Annotated in this window: 20 protein-coding genes; 19 read left to right on the top strand and 1 reads right to left on the bottom strand. The window is 61.6% G+C overall.

Going from position 1 to position 19829, the window contains the following annotated elements; genetic code table 11:
• The first annotated feature begins 26 nt into the window (after positions 1 to 26).
• From M0D64_RS31275 to M0D64_RS31195, 17 genes are all read left to right on the top strand, one after another.
• Entirely contained in the window at positions 27 to 1019 is a 993-nt protein-coding gene (locus M0D64_RS31275) for a hydroxyquinol 1,2-dioxygenase (protein ID WP_154566121.1), read from the top strand.
• 96 nt (positions 1020 to 1115) lie between these two features.
• Positions 1116 to 2579: an aldehyde dehydrogenase family protein gene (locus M0D64_RS31270; RefSeq protein WP_171928591.1), complete on the top strand. Its 1464-nt coding sequence runs from the start codon at positions 1116 to 1118 to the stop codon at positions 2577 to 2579.
• A gap of 6 nt (positions 2580 to 2585) precedes the next feature.
• Entirely contained in the window at positions 2586 to 3644 is a 1059-nt protein-coding gene (locus M0D64_RS31265) for a maleylacetate reductase (RefSeq protein WP_266260621.1), read from the top strand.
• 43 nt (positions 3645 to 3687) lie between these two features.
• Complete coding sequence (locus tag M0D64_RS31260; RefSeq protein WP_266260620.1) at positions 3688 to 4977, top strand: ABC transporter substrate-binding protein; 1290 nt, start codon at positions 3688 to 3690, stop codon at positions 4975 to 4977.
• Between the two features lie 20 nt (positions 4978 to 4997).
• Entirely contained in the window at positions 4998 to 5720 is a 723-nt protein-coding gene (locus M0D64_RS31255; protein ID WP_097396162.1) for an ABC transporter ATP-binding protein, read from the top strand.
• 2 nt (positions 5721 to 5722) lie between these two features.
• Entirely contained in the window at positions 5723 to 6433 is a 711-nt protein-coding gene (locus tag M0D64_RS31250; RefSeq protein ID WP_266260618.1) for an ABC transporter ATP-binding protein, read from the top strand.
• Positions 6430 to 7296, top strand: a complete 867-nt coding sequence (locus tag M0D64_RS31245) for a branched-chain amino acid ABC transporter permease (RefSeq protein ID WP_054041271.1) — start codon at positions 6430 to 6432, stop codon at positions 7294 to 7296. Before M0D64_RS31250 ends, M0D64_RS31245 begins: the two co-directional genes overlap by 4 nt.
• A 9-nt stretch (positions 7297 to 7305) precedes the next feature.
• Positions 7306 to 8412 (top strand): branched-chain amino acid ABC transporter permease, encoded by a 1107-nt coding sequence (locus tag M0D64_RS31240; RefSeq protein WP_266260617.1) that lies wholly within the window; start codon positions 7306 to 7308, stop codon positions 8410 to 8412.
• Between the two features lie 8 nt (positions 8413 to 8420).
• Positions 8421 to 9284: an intradiol ring-cleavage dioxygenase gene (locus tag M0D64_RS31235; protein WP_266260616.1), complete on the top strand. Its 864-nt coding sequence runs from the start codon at positions 8421 to 8423 to the stop codon at positions 9282 to 9284.
• Positions 9285 to 9296: 12 nt separating this feature from the next.
• Complete coding sequence (locus tag M0D64_RS31230; protein WP_266260615.1) at positions 9297 to 9650, top strand: Rieske 2Fe-2S domain-containing protein; 354 nt, start codon at positions 9297 to 9299, stop codon at positions 9648 to 9650.
• Positions 9651 to 9661: 11 nt separating this feature from the next.
• Complete coding sequence (locus M0D64_RS31225; RefSeq protein ID WP_266260614.1) at positions 9662 to 10783, top strand: porin; 1122 nt, start codon at positions 9662 to 9664, stop codon at positions 10781 to 10783.
• Between the two features lie 198 nt (positions 10784 to 10981).
• Positions 10982 to 11896, top strand: coding sequence for a dioxygenase (locus M0D64_RS31220; protein ID WP_266260613.1), 915 nt, complete (start codon positions 10982 to 10984; stop codon positions 11894 to 11896).
• A 14-nt stretch (positions 11897 to 11910) separates the two neighbouring features.
• Complete coding sequence (locus M0D64_RS31215; protein ID WP_266260612.1) at positions 11911 to 12660, top strand: SDR family NAD(P)-dependent oxidoreductase; 750 nt, start codon at positions 11911 to 11913, stop codon at positions 12658 to 12660.
• 17 nt (positions 12661 to 12677) lie between these two features.
• Positions 12678 to 13559: a 3-keto-5-aminohexanoate cleavage protein gene (locus tag M0D64_RS31210; protein ID WP_266260611.1), complete on the top strand. Its 882-nt coding sequence runs from the start codon at positions 12678 to 12680 to the stop codon at positions 13557 to 13559.
• Between the two features lie 65 nt (positions 13560 to 13624).
• Complete coding sequence (locus tag M0D64_RS31205) at positions 13625 to 14602, top strand: zinc-binding alcohol dehydrogenase family protein (RefSeq protein WP_154566111.1); 978 nt, start codon at positions 13625 to 13627, stop codon at positions 14600 to 14602.
• Positions 14599 to 14952 (top strand): cupin domain-containing protein, encoded by a 354-nt coding sequence (locus tag M0D64_RS31200; protein ID WP_154566110.1) that lies wholly within the window; start codon positions 14599 to 14601, stop codon positions 14950 to 14952. Before M0D64_RS31205 ends, M0D64_RS31200 begins: the two co-directional genes overlap by 4 nt.
• Positions 14953 to 15009: 57 nt before the next feature.
• Positions 15010 to 15777: an AraC family transcriptional regulator gene (locus M0D64_RS31195; protein ID WP_266260610.1), complete on the top strand. Its 768-nt coding sequence runs from the start codon at positions 15010 to 15012 to the stop codon at positions 15775 to 15777.
• Between the two features lie 29 nt (positions 15778 to 15806).
• Here the strand turns inward: M0D64_RS31195 and M0D64_RS31190 are convergent, their stop codons facing one another.
• A complete protein-coding gene (locus M0D64_RS31190; protein WP_154566108.1) occupies positions 15807 to 16895 on the bottom strand; it encodes a LacI family DNA-binding transcriptional regulator in 1089 nt (362 codons plus the stop codon).
• 327 nt (positions 16896 to 17222) lie between these two features.
• On the opposite strand from M0D64_RS31190, the gene M0D64_RS31185 reads away from it, so the two are divergent.
• Together M0D64_RS31185 and M0D64_RS31180 are read left to right on the top strand one after the other, a co-directional pair.
• Positions 17223 to 18221, top strand: coding sequence for a sugar ABC transporter substrate-binding protein (locus tag M0D64_RS31185; RefSeq protein ID WP_154566107.1), 999 nt, complete (start codon positions 17223 to 17225; stop codon positions 18219 to 18221).
• A gap of 96 nt (positions 18222 to 18317) precedes the next feature.
• The gene (locus tag M0D64_RS31180; RefSeq protein ID WP_308102522.1) at positions 18318 to 19829 is read left to right on the top strand and encodes a sugar ABC transporter ATP-binding protein; all 1512 of its coding nucleotides are present in this window, start codon (positions 18318 to 18320) and stop codon (positions 19827 to 19829) included.

The following is a 19829-nucleotide window of genomic DNA, read 5'->3' as shown; positions in this document are numbered from 1 at the left end:
CGATCGATCTTCTCCTGGAGCCCATCATGGACAAAAGCACCCTGCAAAACGTCACCGCGAGCGAGGCCGACGCGGTGTCCGGTTATCGCACGTTCCGCCTCGGTGATTTCGAATTCAGCCGCGATGCTTATTTCGCTACCGTCAAATGGCCCGCCAAAGGCGAGACCCGCTCGCACCAGATGCACGCCGACGACTTCCTGCGCGCGATGATGCGCGACGTGGCCTGGGGCTTCTTCTACGGCTGGGTCAATTTCGACGAAGTGATCGGCACGCGCAATCACTACGGCAAGGTCGACATGTACGCCGGTGCGTACAACGCAAGTTTCAAGGAAGCGGGTATCGATCACACGCAGCAGTTCGATACGCCGCTGATCATGGCCACCTTCAAGGCGATTCTGCGGGACTGGGTCAACGAAGGCTTCGACCCGTTCGCCGCGCCCGAAGAAACCGGCTCCGCGTTCGGCACGAAACATGGCGACAACATCGCCGCGATCGAGCGCACGCGGATCGCCACGAAGCGCATGCCGGGTCTCGAAGGCGATTCGCCGTTGCGCGACGACTTGCCGGTCAATCGCCAGTTCGCCGATGTGGTCCAGGACGAACCTGAGATTCATGCGGAGCCAGGATTCGAGAGCGCGTTGCATGCGTTCAGCCTCTTCAAGTACCTGTCGCGCTCGGACGTGACGTGGAATCCGTCGGTCACGTCGGTCTGCCAGCAGAGCCTGTTCTGTCCGACCACTGAGGAATTCGTGCTGCCGGTGTTTCATGGCAACGACCGCGTCGAATGGTTCCTGCAACTGTCCGACCAGATCATCTGGGACGTCGCCGATAAAGACAGCGGTGAGCCGCGTGCGCGCATCACGATGAACGCGGGCGATATCGCTGCGATGCCGGCCGACATCCGCCACAAGGGCTACTCGCAGAAGCGTTCGATGCTGCTGGTGTGGGAGAACGCCACCCCCGATCTGCCGAAGCGCTACGAAAGCGGTGAACTGCCGCCGTATCCGATCCAGATCTAACTCTCAGACATTCCCTCCGATCGTCGATCGAACGGCGCCAGACCGCTGGCGCCGCGGGGACTGTCACGTCCAAAGTTTTACTTGCGCGGGATTGACATGCAAACGCAACTCTTCATCGGCGGCCGCTTCGTGCCGGCTGCAAACGGCGAAACGCTCGCCTCCCTTAATCCGCACGACAACTCGGTGATCGCCGAAGTCGCGATGGCCGGACCCGCCGATGTCGACCGCGCCGTGGCGGCGGCGAAGGCGGCGTTTCCGAAGTGGAGCAATCTCGCCGCGATGGAGCGGGGGCGTTTGCTGCTCAAACTCGCCGACGCGATCGAAGCGAATGCCGACGCGCTGGCGCGCCTCGAATCGCTCGATACCGGGCATCCGATTCGCGACACACGCAATCTCGATGTACCGCGCACGGCGGCTACGTTCCGCTATTTCGGCGGCATGGCCGACAAGTTTGAGGGCTCGGTGATTCCGGTCGAGCAGGGCTTTCTGAACTACATGACGCGCGAGCCGGTCGGCATCGTCGGGCAGGTGGTGCCGTGGAACTTTCCGCTGATGTTCACGAGCTGGAAGATGGCGCCGGCGCTTGCCGCGGGCAACTGCGTGATCATGAAGCCCGCTGAACTCACGCCGCTGTCGAGTCTCGCGATCGCAGAACTGATGGCCGAGGTTGGATTTCCGGACGGTGTCGTCAATATCTTGCCGGGCCTGGGTCATGTCGCGGGTCAGTACATCGCCGAGCATCCGGAGATCAGCAAGGTCGCCTTCACCGGGTCGACGGCGATCGGGCGCAAGATCGTGCAGGCGTCGAGCGGCAATCTGAAGAAGGTGCAGCTCGAACTCGGCGGCAAAGGCGCGAACATCGTATTCGGCGACGCGAATATCGATGCCGTTGTGCAAGGCTCCGCGTTCGCGATCTTCCACAACCAGGGGCAAGCGTGTATCGCCGGTTCACGGATGATCGTCCATGAATCGATCGCTGACGAAGTGCTGGAGAAGTTCGCCGCATTGAGCCGCACGATCCGGATCGGCAATCCGCTCGATCCACTGACCGAAATGGGCCCGCTGACCTCGCGTCAGCATCGCGACCGCGTGCTGTCGTTCGTCGACGTCGCACGGGAACAGGGTGGCCGCGTGCTGGCGGGCGGCAAGGCGCCGGACGATGCCGCGCTCGCGAATGGCTGCTATGTCGAGCCGACCATCGTCGAAGCGAAGCCGGAGCATCGGGTCTCGCAGGAAGAAGTGTTCGGTCCGTTCATGACGGTCACGACATTCCGCACGGACGAAGAAGCACTCGCGATCGCGAACGGCACCGAGTACGGTCTCGGCGCGGGTCTCTGGACACGCGATCTGCAACGCGCGCACCTGGTGGCCCGCGAGATTCGCGCCGGCATGGTGTGGATCAATTGCTACAAGCGCGTGAGCCCCGCGTCCCCGTTCGGCGGTGTCGGCGCGAGCGGCTATGGACGCGAGATGGGTTTCGAAGCGATGCGCGAGTACACGCAACCCAAGTCGGTCTGGGTCAACGTGGATGCGCAGATTCCGCCTTACTACCCGCGCTGAACCGCCATGGAATCGTTCGTCTATAACGGCCTGGCCTCACGCGTGATCTTCGGTGCGGGCAGTCTCGACCAGTTGGATCGTGAGATTGGCTTGCTTGGCGCCACGCGCGCGATCGTGCTGTCCACGCCGCAGCAGCGTGCTCAGGCCGAAGCGCTGGCGGCAAGTCTTGGCTCGCGGGCGGCGGGCGTCTACGCCGAAGCCGTGATGCACGTACCGATCGAAACCGCTCGCGCGGCCCGTGACTTTGCCATGCAGGTCGGCGCCGATTGCGCGATCGCGATAGGCGGCGGATCGACGACCGGACTCGGCAAGGCGATCGCGCTCGAAACCTCACTGCCGATCATCGCGATTCCGACTACCTATGCAGGCTCCGAAATGACGCCGATCTACGGCCTCACCGAAGCTGGCGTCAAAAAGACCGGTCGCGATCTGAAAGTGCTGCCGAAGACGGTGATCTACGACCCGTCGTTGACCACGTCGCTGCCGCCCGCGTTATCGCTGACAAGCGGTATCAACGCAATCGCCCACGCGGCCGAAGGGCTCTACGCGCGGGACACGAATCCGATCATCGATCTGATGGCGGAAGAGGGTATTCGCGCACTCGGCCAAGGTCTGCCTCGGGTAATGCTGCAGCCCGGCGATCTCGCTGCACGTGGTGACTGTCTCTACGGTGCATGGCTGTGTGGCGCGGTGCTCGGCAGCGTCGGCATGGCGCTGCATCACAAGCTATGCCATACGCTCGGCGGCACGTTCAATCTGCCGCACGCGGAAACGCACACGATCGTGTTGCCGCACGTGCTCGCCTATAACCGCGAGGCCGCACCGGGGGCGATGAAGCGTATCGCACACGCGCTGCACGCCGACGACGCCGCGCAAGGCGTATTCGACCTCGCACGCGATAACGGCGCGCCTACCGCTCTGAAAGACATCGGTGTGAGCGCAAGCGATCTCGACATCGCGCTCGATCTCGCGCTGAAGAATCCGTACTGGAATCCGCGGCCGGTTGAACGAACGCCGCTACGCGCGCTGCTGGAAGCTGCGTTCGAAGGCAGACGGCCGGATTAGCACGAACGCCCCCCACTCATACAAAAAAATTCAGGAGACAACCATGGACGCATATTCCTTCGATGCGAAGCGCCGCCGCTTCGTCACACTCGCCGCAGGCGGCGCGCTCGCCGCGTCAACGTCGGCGTTCTCGCCGCTCGTCTTCGCCGCCGGCCCGCGCACGCTGAAAATCGGCTACGTATCGCCGCAAACCGGCCCGCTCGCGCCGTTCGGTGAAGCCGACCGCTTCACGATCCAGCAGATGCAGACGGCGCTGAAAAGCGGCATCGTGATCGGCGGCAAAACCTATCCGGTATCGATCGTCGTCAAGGACAGCCAGTCGAATCCGAATCGCGCCGGCGAAGTCGCCAACGATCTGATCCTGAAGGACAAGGTCGACATCATGCTCGTCTCCGGTACGCCCGAGACCGCTAATCCGGTCAGCGATGCATGCGAGCTGAACGAAATGCCCTGCGTGTCGACGGTGGTGCCATGGCAGCCGTGGTTCTTCGGCAGAAAGGGCGATCCGAAGAAAGGCTTCCGCTTCACCTATCACTTCTTCTGGGGACTCGAGGACGTGATCTCGGTCTTCACCGGCATGTGGCAATCGGTGCAGACCAATCACAGCGTCGGTGGATTGTTCCCGAACGATGGCGATGGTAACGCCTGGGGCGACGCAAAACTCGGCTTCCCGCCCGTGCTCGCACAAAAGGGCTTCACGCTGAAGGACCCGGGCCGCTTCCAGAGCATGACGCAGGACTTCTCCGCACAGATTTCGTCGTTCAAGCAGGCGAATGCGCAGATCGTCACCGGCGTCGTGATTCCGCCCGACGCGAAGAACTTCCTCGTGCAGGCGCGTCAGCAAGGCCTGAAGCCCAAAGTCATTTCTATCGGCAAGGCACTGCTGTTTCCCACTTCGATCGAAGCGCTCGGCGATCTCGGCGATGGACTCTCCACCGAGGTGTGGTGGTCACCGTCGCATCCGTTCAAGTCCTCGTTGACGGGACAAAGCGCACGGCAAGTCGCGGACGACTATGAGCGCATCACGTCGAAGCAATGGACGCAACCGATCGGCTTCGCGCATGCGCTGTTCGAAATCGCCGTTGATGCGTTGAAGCGCGCGAAAGATGTTGACTCGAATGAAGCGATCCGCGACGCAGTGGCAACGACGAAGCTCGATACGCTGGTCGGTCATGTCGCGTGGGGCAGCGGGCCGGTGAAGAACGTCGCGAAAACTCCGTTGGTAGGCGGCCAATGGGTGAAGGGACAGAAGCATCGCTTCGATCTCGCCATCGTCAACAACCAGCTCGCGCCGAACGTGCCGCTGTCCGGCCCGCTCAAGCTGATCGCGTGACTTTATAGCGGAGAGCGGTGATGAACCCAGTTCTCAGACTAACCGGCGTGTCGAAGCGTTATGGCGCGCTACAGGTGACCGATGACATAAGTTTCGCTGTCGAACGCGGCGAGACGTACGGCATTCTCGGCCCGAACGGCGCCGGCAAGACCACGCTGTTCAACCTCGTCAGCGGTGACGTGCGGCCCGATCAGGGCAGCGTCGAATTCGACGGGGCGGATGTGAACCACTTGCCGCCTCATCGCCGGTGCGCGGCGGGGATCGGCCGCTCGTATCAGGTGCCGCGTCCGTTCGGTGGCATGACGGTATTCGAAAACCTGCTGGTCGGCGCGACCTTCGGCGGCGAACTGGCCGAGCATGCCGCCTACGACGTCTGCATGGATGTACTCGAACGCACGGGTCTCAAAGCGCGTGCCAACCAGTTGGCCGGCACGCTGGGGCTGTTGGATCGCAAGCGCCTCGAATTGGCCCGCGCATTGGCCACGCAACCGCAGTTGTTGCTGCTGGATGAAATTGCAGGCGGCCTGACCGAACCCGAAACGCACGAACTCGTCGACGAGATTCGCCGCGTGAAAGAGGCGGGCGTGACGATCGTGTGGATCGAACACGTCGTGCATGCATTGCTCGCGGTGGCCGACCGGCTGCTCGTCATCAACTTCGGCAAACGGCTCGCCGAAGGCCTGCCCGGCGCCGTGATGGACGACCCCGAAGTGCGGCGCGTGTACCTCGGACTGGAGGCATGACCATGTCGGCATTACTGGAGACTCGCGCGCTGAGCGCGTTTTACGGCGACTTCCAGGCGCTGTTCGGCATCGATGTAACGGTGGCGCAAGGCGAGGTGATTGCGCTGATCGGCTCGAACGGCGCGGGCAAGTCGACCTTTTTGAAATCGGTGGCGGGCCTGCTGCGTCCCCGTTCCGCCGGGCAGATCCTGTATCGCGGCGAGCCGGTCGGCAGTGCGGCTGTGGCGAGCATTGTCGGCAAGGGCATCGCGCTGGTGCCGGAAGGGCGACGTCTGTTTGCGAGCTTGAGCGTCGAAGAAAACCTGCTGCTCGGCGCATTTTCCAAACGGCCCGGCCGCTGGAACCTGCAAAGCGTCTACTCGCTGTTTCCGGCATTGCGGGAGCGTCGTCACCATGCGGGCACTGCCTTGTCGGGTGGTCAGCAGCAGATGGTCGCAATCGGCCGTGCGCTGATGAGCAATCCCGATCTGCTGATGTGCGACGAACTTTCGCTCGGCCTCGCGCCGGTGATCGTGCGCGAGATCTATGCGGCGTTGCCCGAGATCGTCGCCGGCGGCATGAGTGCGATCGTCGTCGAGCAGGACGTGCAACTGGCGCGCCGCGTGTCGTCGCGTTTCTATTGCTTCCAGGAAGGGCGCGTGTCGCTTGCGGGTGTATCGGCCGAGGTGTCGGACGAGGCGATCACGCAGGCATATTTTGGAGCGGTCGCATGAACACGTTCATCAATATCGTCGTGCAGGGTGTGCTGCTGGGCGCGCTGTATGGGCTCTTCGCGATGGGTCAATCGCTGGTGTTCGGCGTGATGCGGCTCACCAACACTGCGCACGGCGACTTCATCGTGCTGCTGGTGTTCGTGCTGTTCGCCCTGACGAACTACGCGCATCTGCCGCTCGCCGTGTCGCTGGTTCTGCTGCTCGTGATTGCGTTTGGCGCGGGTTATGCGGTGCAGTACACGATCCTCAACCGGGTAAGCAGCCGCGATCCGCTGCCTTCGCTGATTGTCACGTTCGGATTGTCGATCGTGATCCAGAACGTGTTGCAACAGGTGTTCTCCGCCGATCCGCGTTCGATCGCGACGGGCAGCTTCGAGTCGAAGAGCCTCACGCTCGCGGGCGGCATCACGCTGGGCTATCTGCCGCTCGTCACTTTGGTCGTCACCACCGCTTTGGCTTTTGCCATGCAGTGGCTGTTCGGCCGCACGCCGCTTGGCCGCGCGTTTCGCGCCACCTCGGATGATCGCGAGATCGTGCAACTGATGGGCGTCTCCTATCGCCGCACCTATGCGCTCGCAATGGGCATCGCGTTCGTGCTGATTGCGGTCGCTGCCGCGCTGTATTCGATGCGCACCGCGGTGTCGCCGACCGATGGCCCGGCGTTGCTGCTGTACGCGTTCGAAGCAGTGATCATCGGCGGGATGGGCTCGTTCTGGGGCACCTTCGTCGGCGGCATGGCGCTCGGTATTGCGCAACAGGTGGGCTTTTATTTCGATCCCGGCTGGGGTATCTGGCTTGGCCACGTGGTGTTTCTCGGCGTGCTGGTGGCCCGGCCGCAGGGCTTGCTGCCCAAAACCGCATAGAGGCTCGACATGACGATGCATATGAACCGGCCCGCAGGGGGCTTCGAAGTGCGGCGCGCGACCCGTGCGAGCCGCGTGGCGATGATCGTGCTGCTGATCGTCGCGCTGGCGGTGGCGAGCGCGCCATGGTGGGCCGGGCGCGATGCGATGCGCGACTTCGTCCAGCTCGCGTCGTATCTGGTGTTCGCGTTGATGTGGAATCTGCTGGCGGGCTATGGCGGGATGGTGTCGATCGGGCAGCAGGCGTTCTTCGGCATCGGCGGCTATGGGATGCTGATTCTCGCCAACTACTGCGGGATCTCGCCGTTCGTTGCTGTGCCGATCGCGGCGGCAATCGCAACGGTCATCGCAATTCCGGTATCGATGGTGGCGTTCCGGCTGGAAGGCGGTTACTTCGCAATCGGCACGTGGGTGATCGCCGAAGTGTTCCGGTTGACGGTGGCGAACGTGTCGGTGCTCGGCGGCGGTTCGGGCACCAGCCTCACCGCGTTGCAAGACGTGCCGCGTGCGCTGCGTGAATCGCTGACGCTGTGGCTTGCGCTCGTTATCGTCGCGGCGGCGATCGGTCTGCTGTATTTGTTTCTGCGTTCCAAAGCCGGTCTCGCATTGACCGCGATGCGCGACAACGCCGTGGCGGCCAGCAGTCAGGGTGTCGACGTGAAGCGTGCACGGCTGCTCGTCTATCTGGTATCCGCGTGCGGTACGGCGTTGGCCGGTGGCCTGTATTTCGTCGGCAACCTGCGTATCTCTCCCGACGCTGCGTTCTCCGTGAACTGGACCGCGTTCGGCATTTTCATCGTGATGATTGGCGGCCTGGGCACGCTCGAAGGACCGATTGTCGGCGCGCTGATTTTCTTTGTGCTGAACCAGTTCCTGTCCGACTTCGGCACCTGGTATCTGATCGGGCTCGGCGCGCTGGCGATCGTCGTGACGATGTTCTTTCCGCAAGGGCTGTGGGGCTTCGTATCGCGCCGCTACGGATTGCAATTGTTCCCCGTGGGACGCCGCGTTGTATTCGTCGACGCCGGCGCTTCACAGCAAGATTCACAGCAAGCCTCGCCGCGCGATGCATCGACCGATTCAGTCGAGACACCGTCGGCTCCCCATCGCGCATGAGGTCGACAATGAACGACGAAACCATTCACCCCTTGACGCAGAACGTGCTCAGGACGTTTGCCGACTGCACCGATCCGCGACTCAAGCAGATCATGACCGCGCTGGTCAAGCATCTGCATGCGTTTGCCAGCGAGGTTGAACTGACCGGCGAGGAGTGGCGTCGCGGCATTGAATTCCTGACTGCGACCGGCAACAAGTGCAGCGGCATTCGCCAGGAGTTCATCCTGCTGTCGGACACACTCGGCCTGTCTATCATGGTCGACGCGATCAATCACGAACGCACCGGCGACACGACCGAGAGCAGCTTGCTCGGCCCGTTCTACCGTGAGGGAGCCCGGGATGAGGACTTCGGCGCCAACATCGCGCGCACCGAAGGCGAGCCGACGCTAATCCACGGCCGTCTCGTCGACGAGCGTGGCGCGCCGGTGCCCGGAGCGTTGATCGAGGTGTGGGAAACCGCCAATAACGGCATGTACGAAGGCCAGGACCCCGATCAGCCCGAGAGCAATCTGCGCGGCAAATTCCGTTCTGGACCGAACGGCGAATACGCATTCAGAACCATCAAACCGACCAGCTATCCGATTCCGACCGATGGCCCGGTCGGACAGATGCTGCTCGCGACCGGACGTCATCCGATGCGGCCTGCTCATATTCACTTCCTGATCGAGGCGCCCGGCTACGAGACGCTCACCACCGCGCTGTATTCCGCCGGTGACCCGTATGTCGACTCCGACGCGGTATTCGGCGCGAAGCCGTCGCTCGTAATCGACTACGTGTCGAACGACAGCGTGGCGGCCGCGAGGGAATGGGACTTGCCGAGCCCATTCTTCGAAGTCCAGCGCGACTTCGTAATGAGTCGGCGACTCGCGTGAGGAGGGCACGTCATGAATGCGGCGAGTCCCGAAGCTCAAGCGGGCTTTCTGTGCGCGCTCGACGATATTCCGGACGGCGGCGCGCTGGAAATTGCAGCTGATCAAGCCGGTGCCCCTGGCATCGTCGTGGTGCGCCGGGGTGACGACGCCTGGGCCTATCGCAACGTCTGCCCGCACTTTTCGATTCCGCTGAACTACGAGCCGAACACGTTCTGGGCCTACGACGCCGAATTGCTGATGTGCGCGCACCACAGCGCGATGTTCCGCTTCGAAGACGGTCAGTGCATCGACGGTCCGTGTCACGGGGCGGCACTCACGCGCGTTGCCATTCGTATCGAGCAGCGAAATATATTCAACAACGAATGAAGGAGGCGGGCATGAAGAGGACGAAGTCGAAGCGCTTTTCGATAGCAGGCTGCACGGTCGCGTTGATGGCGCCGGGTTTCGCAGGCGCGCAAAGCAGTGTGACACTGCAAGGCGTGATCGATGCGGGCGTCACGTATGTGAACAACCAGCATGGCGGCGCCGCGACGCTGTTCGACAGCGGCGTGCTGTCGCCGGATCTGCTGACCTTCAAAGGCAGCGAGGACCTGGGCGGCGGCAATAAGGCGATCTTCGAACTCACGTCGCAGTTCGATCTGGGCAGCGGCGCGACGATTCCCGGCGCAGGGCAGCTTTTCAACCGCACGGCCCTGGTTGGACTCACCAACGACCGCTTCGGCTCGCTGACCTTCGGCAATCAGTATGACTTCATGTTCGAAACGTTGACGCTCGGACTGTATGACGGCGCGTTCCTGTTCGGCGGTATTTACGATTTTCGCCAGGGGCCGTTCACTGCGTTGGGCGTGCCGAACAATCCGACCGGCTCGTTCGACTTTGACCGGATGGCCGGCGCAACGCGCGTGCCGAACTCGGTCAAGTATCGCAGCCCGGATATCTCGGGCTTCACTTTCGGCGCGCTCTACGGATTCGGCGGCGTGCCCGGCTCGTTCTCCTCGGACTCGACGATGAGTTTCGGCGCGAACTATGCGAACGGTCCACTGGGCGTGGGGGCGGCGTACATCGAAGTGAAGTATCCGCAACTGGGCAACGGTCACGACGGTATCCGCAATTTCGGCGTGGGTGCGCACTATAACTTCGGCAGTGTGCTAGCCATGCTGCTGTACACGAACACGAAAAATACCGCGAGCGGCGCGAAGATCGATGTCTACAAGGGCGGCGCGTCGTGGACGATCTCCGGGGCATGGACCCTCGGCCTCGACTATGCCTATATGAAAGGCAACGACGTGCTGCTGGACAACAAGGCGCAGCAGATCACCACGGCGCTGCAATACAACTTTTCGAAGCGCACCACTGGTTACGTCGAAGCGATTTATCAACGCGCGGGCGGCGATGCGGCAGTGACGCGAGCGTGGATCAACGGCTTGTTGCAGCCGGACGGCGCGGCGAGCAACCGGTCGCAGACGCTTGCGCGGATTGGTTTGCGCACGAGCTTTTGAGCGCGTCCGGCTAAAGGCGAGACGCTAACTGGCTGCGGCGCAGCCGCAGCCATTCAATCGCAATCGGTTGCGTGGTTCGCAAATTCCTACATCACCCTGTCTACACGCGTACTCAGGGTTAACTATGGCATCTTTAAGCTTTGACATCGGCATTTTTGCAATTTACTATGCAAACGATTGCACTGATGGAGATGCCCTGTGGAAAATTCGAACCATCTGAAGAACATCGTCGACGACGCCGCTTCGATAACCTCGGTTGTCAAGGCGGCAATGAGCCAGACCGACAATCCTCGGCTCAAGGAACTGCTCGACGCGCTAGTGGACCACGGCCACGCGTTCCTTAAGCAGGTGAAGCTGACCGACGAGGAATTCGAGAAGGGTCTTGATTTCGTGAGGGCGGTCGGCCTGGCTTGCAACGACAAGCACAATGAGGTCGTTCTACTCGCCGACGTGCTGGGTCTCTCAACCCTGGTTACGTTGCTGAACAATTCGGACGCAAGCGGTCGCACGCCAGGCGCCTTGTTGGGACCGTTCTACCGGGGTGACTCGCCGCAGTATGCGAATGGCGAATGCATCGCACGCGAGAACTCACCCGGCTCCCCGCTCTTCGTGAACGGACGCGTGCTCAACACCAAAGGCGAGCCCATTGCCAACGCCAAGGTCGACGTCTGGCAGGCCTCGCCAGTCGGTTTGTACGAAAACCAGGACTCGAGCCAGCCCGACAAGAATCTGCGCGGTCACTTCTACACCGACAGCGAAGGGCGGTTTACCTGCAAGAGCGTGCGCCCTGCCGGCTACCCTGTGCCCACCGACGGGCCGGTAGGCGTGCTGCTTGAAATGCAGAATCGCCACCCGTTCCGGCCAGCGCATCTGCATTTCGTCATCATCGCGGAAGGCTACGCGACCCTCGTCTCGCAGGTGTTCGCCGACGACTCGGAGCACCTGAATTCCGACGTCGTGTTCGGTGTTAATCGCCGTCTCGTGGGCACGTTCCAGCGCCACGATTCCGGCACGGGTCCGAAGCGAGACGTAGACAGGCTGTACTACACGCTCGACTACGACTTCGTTCTTGCCGAAGGAACGCCGACCTATCCCACGCCCCCCATCAAGTAAAGAGGAGGTCTCACGTGTCCAACACACTTTCAGGGAAGGTCGCGGTTATTTTGGGCGGAACCGGAGGTATCGGCGCTGCTGCGGCCCGCCGTCTTGGGCAAGCTGGCGCCCGCGTCGTTGTCGTCGGTCAGCATGACCTGACCAAAGCTCAGCGCGTGGCCGACGATCTGCCGGGCGAGGGCCACACCGCGGCGCTCGCGTCCATTACCGCGAGCGAGACTCTGAACGCGCTGGCCGGGTTGGTGCGTGACCGGTATGGCCGCGCGGATATCCTCGTGAACACGGCGGGCTTCACCCAGCCCGTCAAGCATTCCGACCTGAATGCGCTTACCGACGAATTGATCGATGAGATTCTGAAGGTCAACTGGCGCGGGCAATTTGCCGCCATCCGTGCTTTCCGCGAACTGCTCGATGCGTCGGGGGACGGTCTGGTCGTCAATGTTTCATCGATTTCCGGCACGACGGGTGTTGGCAGCAGCATCGCCTACTGCGCGGCCAAAGCCGGGCTTGACGTGATGGCCGCATCGCTTGGCCGTGCACTTGCACCTCGCATTCGTGTCCTGAACGTGTCCCCGGGGGTGGTCGACACGTCGTTCGTTCCCGGCCGTGGCGACGATTTCAACGACAAGGTTGCGGCCACCACGCCGCTAGGCCGCATCGGGATGCCGGACGATATTGCAGCGGCCATCGAGGCCTGCGCCACTCATCTGAAATTCAGCACTGGGGTGACCATCGTCGTGGACGGTGGCCGTCGTCTGAACTAGTTGCAGCGAGGCCTGATATGCATTCCCGCAAGACCATCATCACCTGCGCTGTAACAGGCAATATCACCAAACCGGAGCAACATCCGGGGCTGCCGATCACACCCGCGCAGATCGCAACCGCCTCGCTCGAGGCCGCACGCGCCGGCGCGGCAGCCGTTCACATCCACGTGCGTGATCCCGAGACGGGGCGGCCCTCGATGGATGTGGCGCTCTACCGGGAAGTCATCGAGCGCATCCGCGCGGTGAACGCCGATCTCATCATCAATCTGACCACAGGCCCGGGCGGCCGCTTTATTCCGAGCGACGACGATCCCAGAGTTGCGGCGCCAGGCACCACCTTGCTGCCGCCGGAGAGGCGCGTCGAGCATATTCTCGAGCTCAAGCCGGACATTTGCAGTCTCGACCTGAACACGATGAACTCCGGCGGCGACGTTGTCATCAATACACCTAAGAATGTCACGCGCATGGCCCGCGTCATCCGGGAGGCGGGCGTCAAGCCGGAGCTGGAGATTTTCGACTCAGGTGACTTGCACCTGGCGTTGGACCTGATCAAGGAGGGCGTTCTTGACGGTCCGGGGCTGTGGACCCTGGTGATGGGCGTCAAATACGGTTTCTCGGCCAGTCCGGAAACGCTTCTCTACGCGCGTAACCTGCTACCCCGTCAGGCCACCTGGTCGGCCTTCGGTGTCGGCCGTTCCGAATTCCCGATCGTCGCCCAGTCATGGTTGGCGGGCGGCCATGTCCGGGTCGGCCTGGAAGACAACATTTACATTGCCAAGGGTGTGCTCGCTTACAGCAATGCGGAGCTGGTCGCGCGTGCGCGCGACATCGTGCACTCGCTGGGCGGCGAACTGGCGACCAGTCAGGAGGCTCGCGAGCTTCTGGGGCTGAACCGATGAGCGCGCTTCAGGACGCGTCGGTATTCGGCTCGACCCGCCATCTTGACCTTTTAGGAAAATAAAAAATGAAAACAGTTCGTGTATTGGAAAAGAGCGTCGATATCGACTCGCTCGATCTGCACATTGGCGCGCAAGATGCGCCGGACGTCGAGTTTGCCGAGTGTCTCGTGCGCGTGGTGAGTGCCGCGGTGAATCCGAGCGACGTGAAGGCTGTGCTGGGCTTCATGCCGCACGCGGTGTGGCCGCGCACGCCGGGTCGGGATTACGCCGGCATAGTTGTCGAGGGGCCGCAGGAGATGCTCGGCAAGGAGGTGTGGGGTAGCGGCGGCGAGCTGGGTATCCGGCGCAACGGCACGCATGCCGGGTATCTCGCCGTGCCCGTGGGCAGCGTGCGCGTCAAACCGGCCAATCTGACCATGGAGGAGGCGGGCGCGATCGGCGTCCCCTTCGTGACCGCCTTCGAAGGACTGCAACGGGCGGGTGGCGTGGAACAAGGGGACGTCGTCCTCGTGCTGGGCGCAAACGGGAAGGTGGGGCAGGCAGCGATACAACTTGCGACCCAGGCAGGGGCCAAGGTGCTGGGTGTCGAACGCACGAATGCACCGTACATCGGCCATGCGAACGCCGACGTCACCATGATCGACGCCTCGTCGCAAAACCTCGACGAGGTGGTTCGAGAATTGACAGACGGCCATGGCGCTGACATCGTCTACAACACGGTTGGCAGTCCATACTTCGAAAAGGCCAACAAGGCCATGGCGGTGCGCGGGAAGCAGATTTTCATCTCTACCGTCGAACGTCCGGTGCCATTTGACATCTTTACGTTCTATCGAGGGCAGCACACCTATGTCGGCATCGATACGCTCGCGCTCGACAGCACGGAAGGTGCGCTCATTCTCGATGCGTTGTTGCCGGATTTCGAGCGTGGCACGTTAAAACCGTTTCCCATCGTTGAGGATTTTGTCTTCGATCTCTCCGACGCGGCGCTCGCGTATCAGGCCGTTTTCCGCGGCGCGGCTAACCGGGTCCTGCTCAAGCCATGAACGTAACCCGCTTCGAAGATGCGCCGGAATATTTTCCGCCCAATCACTTTTCGATGCGGTGCGTCCGGCTTCAAGGCCATGAAGCCGGACCGGCGGAGTCGCTGTGGCTAGGCATTTCGGCGATCGAGCCGGGCGGCTACACCACCTCGGATGCGTCGCCCGTTGAAAAACATTATGTGGTGCTGGAAGGTGAAGTCGTCGTCATGACCGATGAGGGCGAGGCTATTCTCGCGACCTTCGATTCGTGCCGCATTGCGCCGGGCGAACGGCGAGCATTGCACAATCGGTCCCGCCGCCCGGCGAAGATTCTGCTGGCGATGCCGTTTCTGCGGCCTGAGCACTGCGGATGAGGCGACGGCAGTGCTAACCACCCGCGTGCTTTCCATGGCGATCTGCAAAAGCTGCACATGACATATTCCACTTGTGTGGTGACGGATGTGCGGCTTGGCGCGCGTGATCAGCGGCATGCCCAATCCGCCGCGGTCGGCTGCTTTCTCTATGTGCGGCGAGGCGGCGTGTGGATAACGGCTGAACGGCGCGCGTACTGTGTGACAGAGGGCAACGGCGTCTGGCTTCCGCCGGCCGTCGCACATAGCGTCTGTGCGGTGTACGGAGCCGATATTTGCGCGCTTCGAATCGATGCCGGGCTAAGCGCCGATTTCGTACCGGCGGCGCGCGTTCTGAACTGCTCTGACGTATTGATCGCGATTTTCGCGGCCACGCAACGATCGACTATCGAACGCTCATTTGCAGCGGTCGTGGCTCTGTTAGCCGACGAACTGCGTGCGGTGCCTGAAATCGCCGGGCATTTTGCTGTCCGCATGCCGTCATCGGGAAGCCGTGTCGCGGCGCTATGCGAGGCGCTGCTCATCCATCCAACCAAGGATATGGCGATTGCGGACGCGGCAAGCCGGGCGAAAGTCAGCAGCCGTACGTTGAGCCGGATTTTTACCAAAGAACTGGGCGCCAGTGTCGGCCAATGGCGCCGGGAGGTGCAGGTAGGGGCGGCGATGTGCGCACTTGTTCACGGGATTTCCGTAGCGGAGACGGCCCGTGTTCTTGGGTTCACGTCGAGCGCGTTTTCGACGCTCTTTAAATCACGGATCGGTAACGCACCGCGCGAATGGCTCGCGCGTCAGCGCACCAGACCGCCTGAACGAAGCGCTTCAGGTTGATGCTTGGCGCTTCTGTGCTCATTCGGCACTCACTCAGCAGAAGCAGGCGCGGTTTTCGGCGTTCTCGCTCGCAGCGGCGTGTTGCGTGGCATGGCGGTCGAGCCGCGCACCATCAGTTCGGGGGGGAGCGTAATGCGGTGCGGAGCCGCGCCAGGTGTCGCGATCATCCCGAGCAGCAGTCTCGCGGCCTGCCTGCCCATTTCCCGGTGCTGGATACGCAGCGTGGTTAATGGCGGATGGAGCATGTCGAGAAGCGGCATGTCGTTGTGACCGATGAGCGAAATATCTTTCGGGCAAATCAGACGTTGTTCTGCGAAAACGTCATAGCACCCCAGCGCGATCAGGTCATTTGCGGCAATGATCGCCGTTACGCCTTTGTGCTCCTTCAGCAACTGGTCGCAGGCCACCTGGCCCGCTTCGCGCGTGAATTCGGCGGCCTCGAGGATAACCGTCCCAGTCAGGCGATGCTGCTGCGTCGCCATCTGGAAGCCCTGGATTCGCGAGAGCCCGGTTGCGAGGCGCTCAGGACCGGCGAGATGCGCAATCCGCTTGTGCCCTAGCTCCACCAGGTGATCGACCGCAAGCTTCATGGAGAGGAAGTCGTCGTTGATCACTTCCGGCACCTGTCCGCCTTCCTCCGCGCGATTCACCAGCACGACGGGTATGCCGTCGAGAATGCAACGCCGTACTAACGGGTCGTGACGGGCAGCGGTTGCGAGAACGAGGCCGTCGACCTGGCGCTCGAGCATCTGCTCGAGCATGCGCTCCTGGTCTTTCAACGTGCCAACGGTGTTGGCGATCAGGACGCCATAGCCAACGGCCGCGAGTTCTTCCTCGATGCCACAGACAATTGGCGGAAATACCGGATTCTCGATATCGGGCAAGCACACCCCGATCACCCTTGACTGCCCGCCGCGAAGCGCGGACGCGAGCTTGTTCTGACGGTAACCGAGCGATTTCGCGGACGCCAACACTCTGCGGACGACTTCGTCCCCAATCAGGTGACGGGTTGCAGGATTGAGGGCGCGCGAAACCGTCGACGCGTTGACAGACGCATGCAGCGCGACTTCGCGAATGGTGACGCGGATCGTTGCCCGGGATTCTGATGTTTTGGCCATGGAAGTCATTGTATAGGTGCAAAGGGTTGCTCTCAATGTTGCAAGTACAAACCCTATGCGCTGAGCGTCATAAATGAATTGACAAAGGTATCTGCCTGGCTAGTATGTGCATACGTTTGCATAAAGTTTGTTGCATGAAAGAAAAGTGAAAATGGCAGGCGCGATGCAGTAAAAGCTTAATAATTGATTTGCTTTTAAGCAAACGATTGCATCGACTGTGCGCAAGATTGGAGGTGCTTCCCGGGATGCATTCCCGCAACCGGGCTGGCGTACCGGATTCCGGCACTCGCTTGAGGGCCGCCAAAAAACAGTTAAACGGAGACGACCTTGAAACTGACGACAGAACTGACGAGCCGACTGGCGAAAAAACGCATTCTCAGCGCCTGTGCGTTTGCACTGGGCATTGCCGCGGGGCCAAACGCATTTGCGACTGGCGAGAGCGTTGCGGCTTTCTACAAGAATCAGGTCGACCCGCATTTTGCGCTCGTCCACGCCGGCGTCGACGCGGCAGCAAAGGATCTCGGCGTTTCGGTGACCCACTATGCGCCGACGCGGCCCAATGATCTCGGCGAGCAGCTCAGCGAGCTCGAGGACGTCAGTGTCAAGAAGCCCAGCGTTGTGCTGTTCATGGGCGTCAATCCTCATGGCGTCGTTCCGGAGATCGAGAAGGTCAACGCGATCGGTATCCCGATCATCAACTACAACGATCGAGTGGCAGGCGGAAAATTCGCCTCCGTCGTCGTTGCCGATGACTTCAATCTGGGGCTGGACGTCGGCCGCTATCTGCTGAAGAGCCTGGGCGGGAAAGGCAATGTCGTCATTCTTGAAGGTGTGAAGGGCTCCACCACGAGTGACGAACGGGTCCGCGGGTTTCACAAGGCGCTGGAGGAATTTCCGAACGTCAAGCTCCTTGCCTCCCAGCCTGCGAACTATCAGCGTTTGCAGGCGCTTCAGGTGATGGAAAACCTGATTCAGTCAAATCCAAAGATCGACGGTGTTCTCGCGGCAGCGGACGTGATGGCGATGGGTGCCATTGAGGCATTGGAGGCGGCCGGGCAGAAGCAGGTCAAGGTGGTGGGTATCGGGGGCGTGCCGGAGTCGGTCAAAGCCATCAAGGACGGTCGACTGCTGGCGACGGCCGAATTCAACGGCTACAAGATGGGCTGCATTGCCACGATGGCGGCCGTGAAGACGGTGCGTAAGGAGTCCGTTCCGCAGACCATTCTGATCAAAGGCATCGTCATCGACAAGACGAACTATGCGCCATTCGAAGTGCCCGGCGACAAACGGCAGTGTCCGAAATGGGGCGATGTCGTGAGTAACTAACGAGCCAGGAGTTCGTGCAGTCGCGACGCCGGATTATCGCTCGAACGATACGCCGGCACCGCCAGTGACTGCTCAAGCCACAAAACGAAGGCAAACATGGAAACAACGATTCCGACCGATGGCGTGCCTCTTCTGGAATTGCGCAAGATCTGCAAAAGCTTCCCGGGTGTGCGCGCCCTGACTGACGTCGACCTTCAGTTGTATGCCGGTGAAGTGCATATGCTTCTCGGGGAGAACGGTGCAGGAAAGTCGTCCTTGATGAAAGTACTGTTCGGCGCGTACAGAGCGGACTCCGGCGAGTTCTTCAGCGACGGCCGACCGATAACAATCGAGTCGCCTGCCGACGCCAAACGACTCGGCATCGCGGTGATCTTCCAGGAGTTCTCTCTCGTACCGCACCTGAACATCGCGCAGAACATTTATCTTGGGCGCGAACCGCGCAATCGCTTTGGCCTGATCGATCATCGCAAGATGCATCTCGACGCGAGAGCCGCGCTCGAAGAACTTGGCCTTGCCTACGATACTCATGCTTATGCGGCCGACCTGGGCGTCGCGCAGCAGCAGATGGTGGAGATCGCGAAGGCGCTCTCGCACAATGCCCGCGTAGTGGTCATGGACGAGCCGACGGCAGCGATTTCCGACCGTGAGGCCGAGGCGCTGTTCAATGTCGTCAGGAAGCTGCGCGAGTCCGGTGCTGCGATTGTCTATATCTCTCATCGCATGAAGGAGGTGTTCGACCTGGGCGATCGCGTCACGGTATTGCGTGACGGCCGTCTGGTGCGGTCGATGCCGGCCACCGCGGCGACACCCGATGAACTGATCGCGTTGATGGTTGGCCGGTCAGTCGGAACGGTGTACAAGCGCCAATATTTCGGCGAGCCGGGCAAGGTCGCGCTCGACGTGCGCCAACTGACCACCACAACAGGCGTCCGAGGTGTCGATCTGCAGGTCCGGTGCGGCGAGATCGTCGGACTCTCGGGACTTGTCGGTGCCGGGCGCACGGAAGTCGTGCGGGCGGTCTTTGGCGCAGACCCGATCGAAACCGGCCAGGTCACCGTCTTTGGTGAGGCTGTGACCGGCGGTCCTCACAAGGTCGCGGCGATGGGCGTGGGTCTGATTCCTGAGAACCGGAAGCAGGAAGGGCTGGCGCTGAAGCGCTCCGTGCACGAAAACCTGCTCACCGCCAGCCTGTGGAAACTCTTTCCGAGAGGATGGTATCAAGCGGAGAAAGCAAGGAGTGCGACTAAAGCGCTCATCGATTCCTTGCGGATCGCTCCCGGCGACCCCGGCAAGAGCGCTCGTGTCCTCAGCGGCGGAAATCAGCAGAAGATCGTGATCGGCAAATGGCTCAGCGCCGGCTGCCGGCTGTTCATATTCGATGAACCGACGCGCGGCATTGACATAGGCGCAAAGACGGAAATTTTCAATCTGATCGAGAAACTGATTAAAGACGGTGCCGCCGTTCTTCTCATCAGTTCCGAATTGTCGGAGATTGTTCACGTTTGCGATCGCGCATACGTCATGCGCGAAGGCGTGGTCTCGGGTGAATTGCCCAGAGAAAGCTTGAGCGAACAGAACATTCTTCGCCTGGCAATGCATGGGAGTTAA

Source organism: Paraburkholderia sp. WS6 (assembly GCF_030464835.1).
Lineage (GTDB): Bacteria > Pseudomonadota > Gammaproteobacteria > Burkholderiales > Burkholderiaceae > Paraburkholderia > Paraburkholderia madseniana.
The sequence above is the reverse complement of the archived record's forward strand: the minus strand, read 5'-3'. Positions and strand labels throughout refer to the sequence as shown.

Excerpts from the sequence above, each read along its gene's own strand:
- M0D64_RS31275 (WP_154566121.1), top strand. The coding sequence starts at position 27 with ATGGACAAAAGCACCCTGCAAAACGTCACCGCGAGCGAGGCCGACGCG.
- M0D64_RS31270 (WP_171928591.1), top strand. The coding sequence starts at position 1,116 with ATGCAAACGCAACTCTTCATCGGCGGCCGCTTCGTGCCGGCTGCAAAC.
- M0D64_RS31265 (WP_266260621.1), top strand. The coding sequence starts at position 2,586 with ATGGAATCGTTCGTCTATAACGGCCTGGCCTCACGCGTGATCTTCGGT.
- M0D64_RS31260 (WP_266260620.1), top strand. The coding sequence starts at position 3,688 with ATGGACGCATATTCCTTCGATGCGAAGCGCCGCCGCTTCGTCACACTC.
- M0D64_RS31255 (WP_097396162.1), top strand. The coding sequence starts at position 4,998 with ATGAACCCAGTTCTCAGACTAACCGGCGTGTCGAAGCGTTATGGCGCG.
- M0D64_RS31250 (WP_266260618.1), top strand. The coding sequence starts at position 5,723 with ATGTCGGCATTACTGGAGACTCGCGCGCTGAGCGCGTTTTACGGCGAC.
- M0D64_RS31245 (WP_054041271.1), top strand. The coding sequence starts at position 6,430 with ATGAACACGTTCATCAATATCGTCGTGCAGGGTGTGCTGCTGGGCGCG.
- M0D64_RS31240 (WP_266260617.1), top strand. The coding sequence starts at position 7,306 with ATGACGATGCATATGAACCGGCCCGCAGGGGGCTTCGAAGTGCGGCGC.
- M0D64_RS31235 (WP_266260616.1), top strand. The coding sequence starts at position 8,421 with ATGAACGACGAAACCATTCACCCCTTGACGCAGAACGTGCTCAGGACG.
- M0D64_RS31230 (WP_266260615.1), top strand. The coding sequence starts at position 9,297 with ATGAATGCGGCGAGTCCCGAAGCTCAAGCGGGCTTTCTGTGCGCGCTC.
- M0D64_RS31225 (WP_266260614.1), top strand. The coding sequence starts at position 9,662 with ATGAAGAGGACGAAGTCGAAGCGCTTTTCGATAGCAGGCTGCACGGTC.
- M0D64_RS31210 (WP_266260611.1), top strand. The coding sequence starts at position 12,678 with ATGCATTCCCGCAAGACCATCATCACCTGCGCTGTAACAGGCAATATC.
- M0D64_RS31205 (WP_154566111.1), top strand. The coding sequence starts at position 13,625 with ATGAAAACAGTTCGTGTATTGGAAAAGAGCGTCGATATCGACTCGCTC.
- M0D64_RS31200 (WP_154566110.1), top strand. The coding sequence starts at position 14,599 with ATGAACGTAACCCGCTTCGAAGATGCGCCGGAATATTTTCCGCCCAAT.
- M0D64_RS31195 (WP_266260610.1), top strand. The coding sequence starts at position 15,010 with ATGACATATTCCACTTGTGTGGTGACGGATGTGCGGCTTGGCGCGCGT.
- M0D64_RS31190 (WP_154566108.1), bottom strand. The coding sequence starts at position 16,895 with ATGGCCAAAACATCAGAATCCCGGGCAACGATCCGCGTCACCATTCGC.
- M0D64_RS31180 (WP_308102522.1), top strand. The coding sequence starts at position 18,318 with ATGGAAACAACGATTCCGACCGATGGCGTGCCTCTTCTGGAATTGCGC.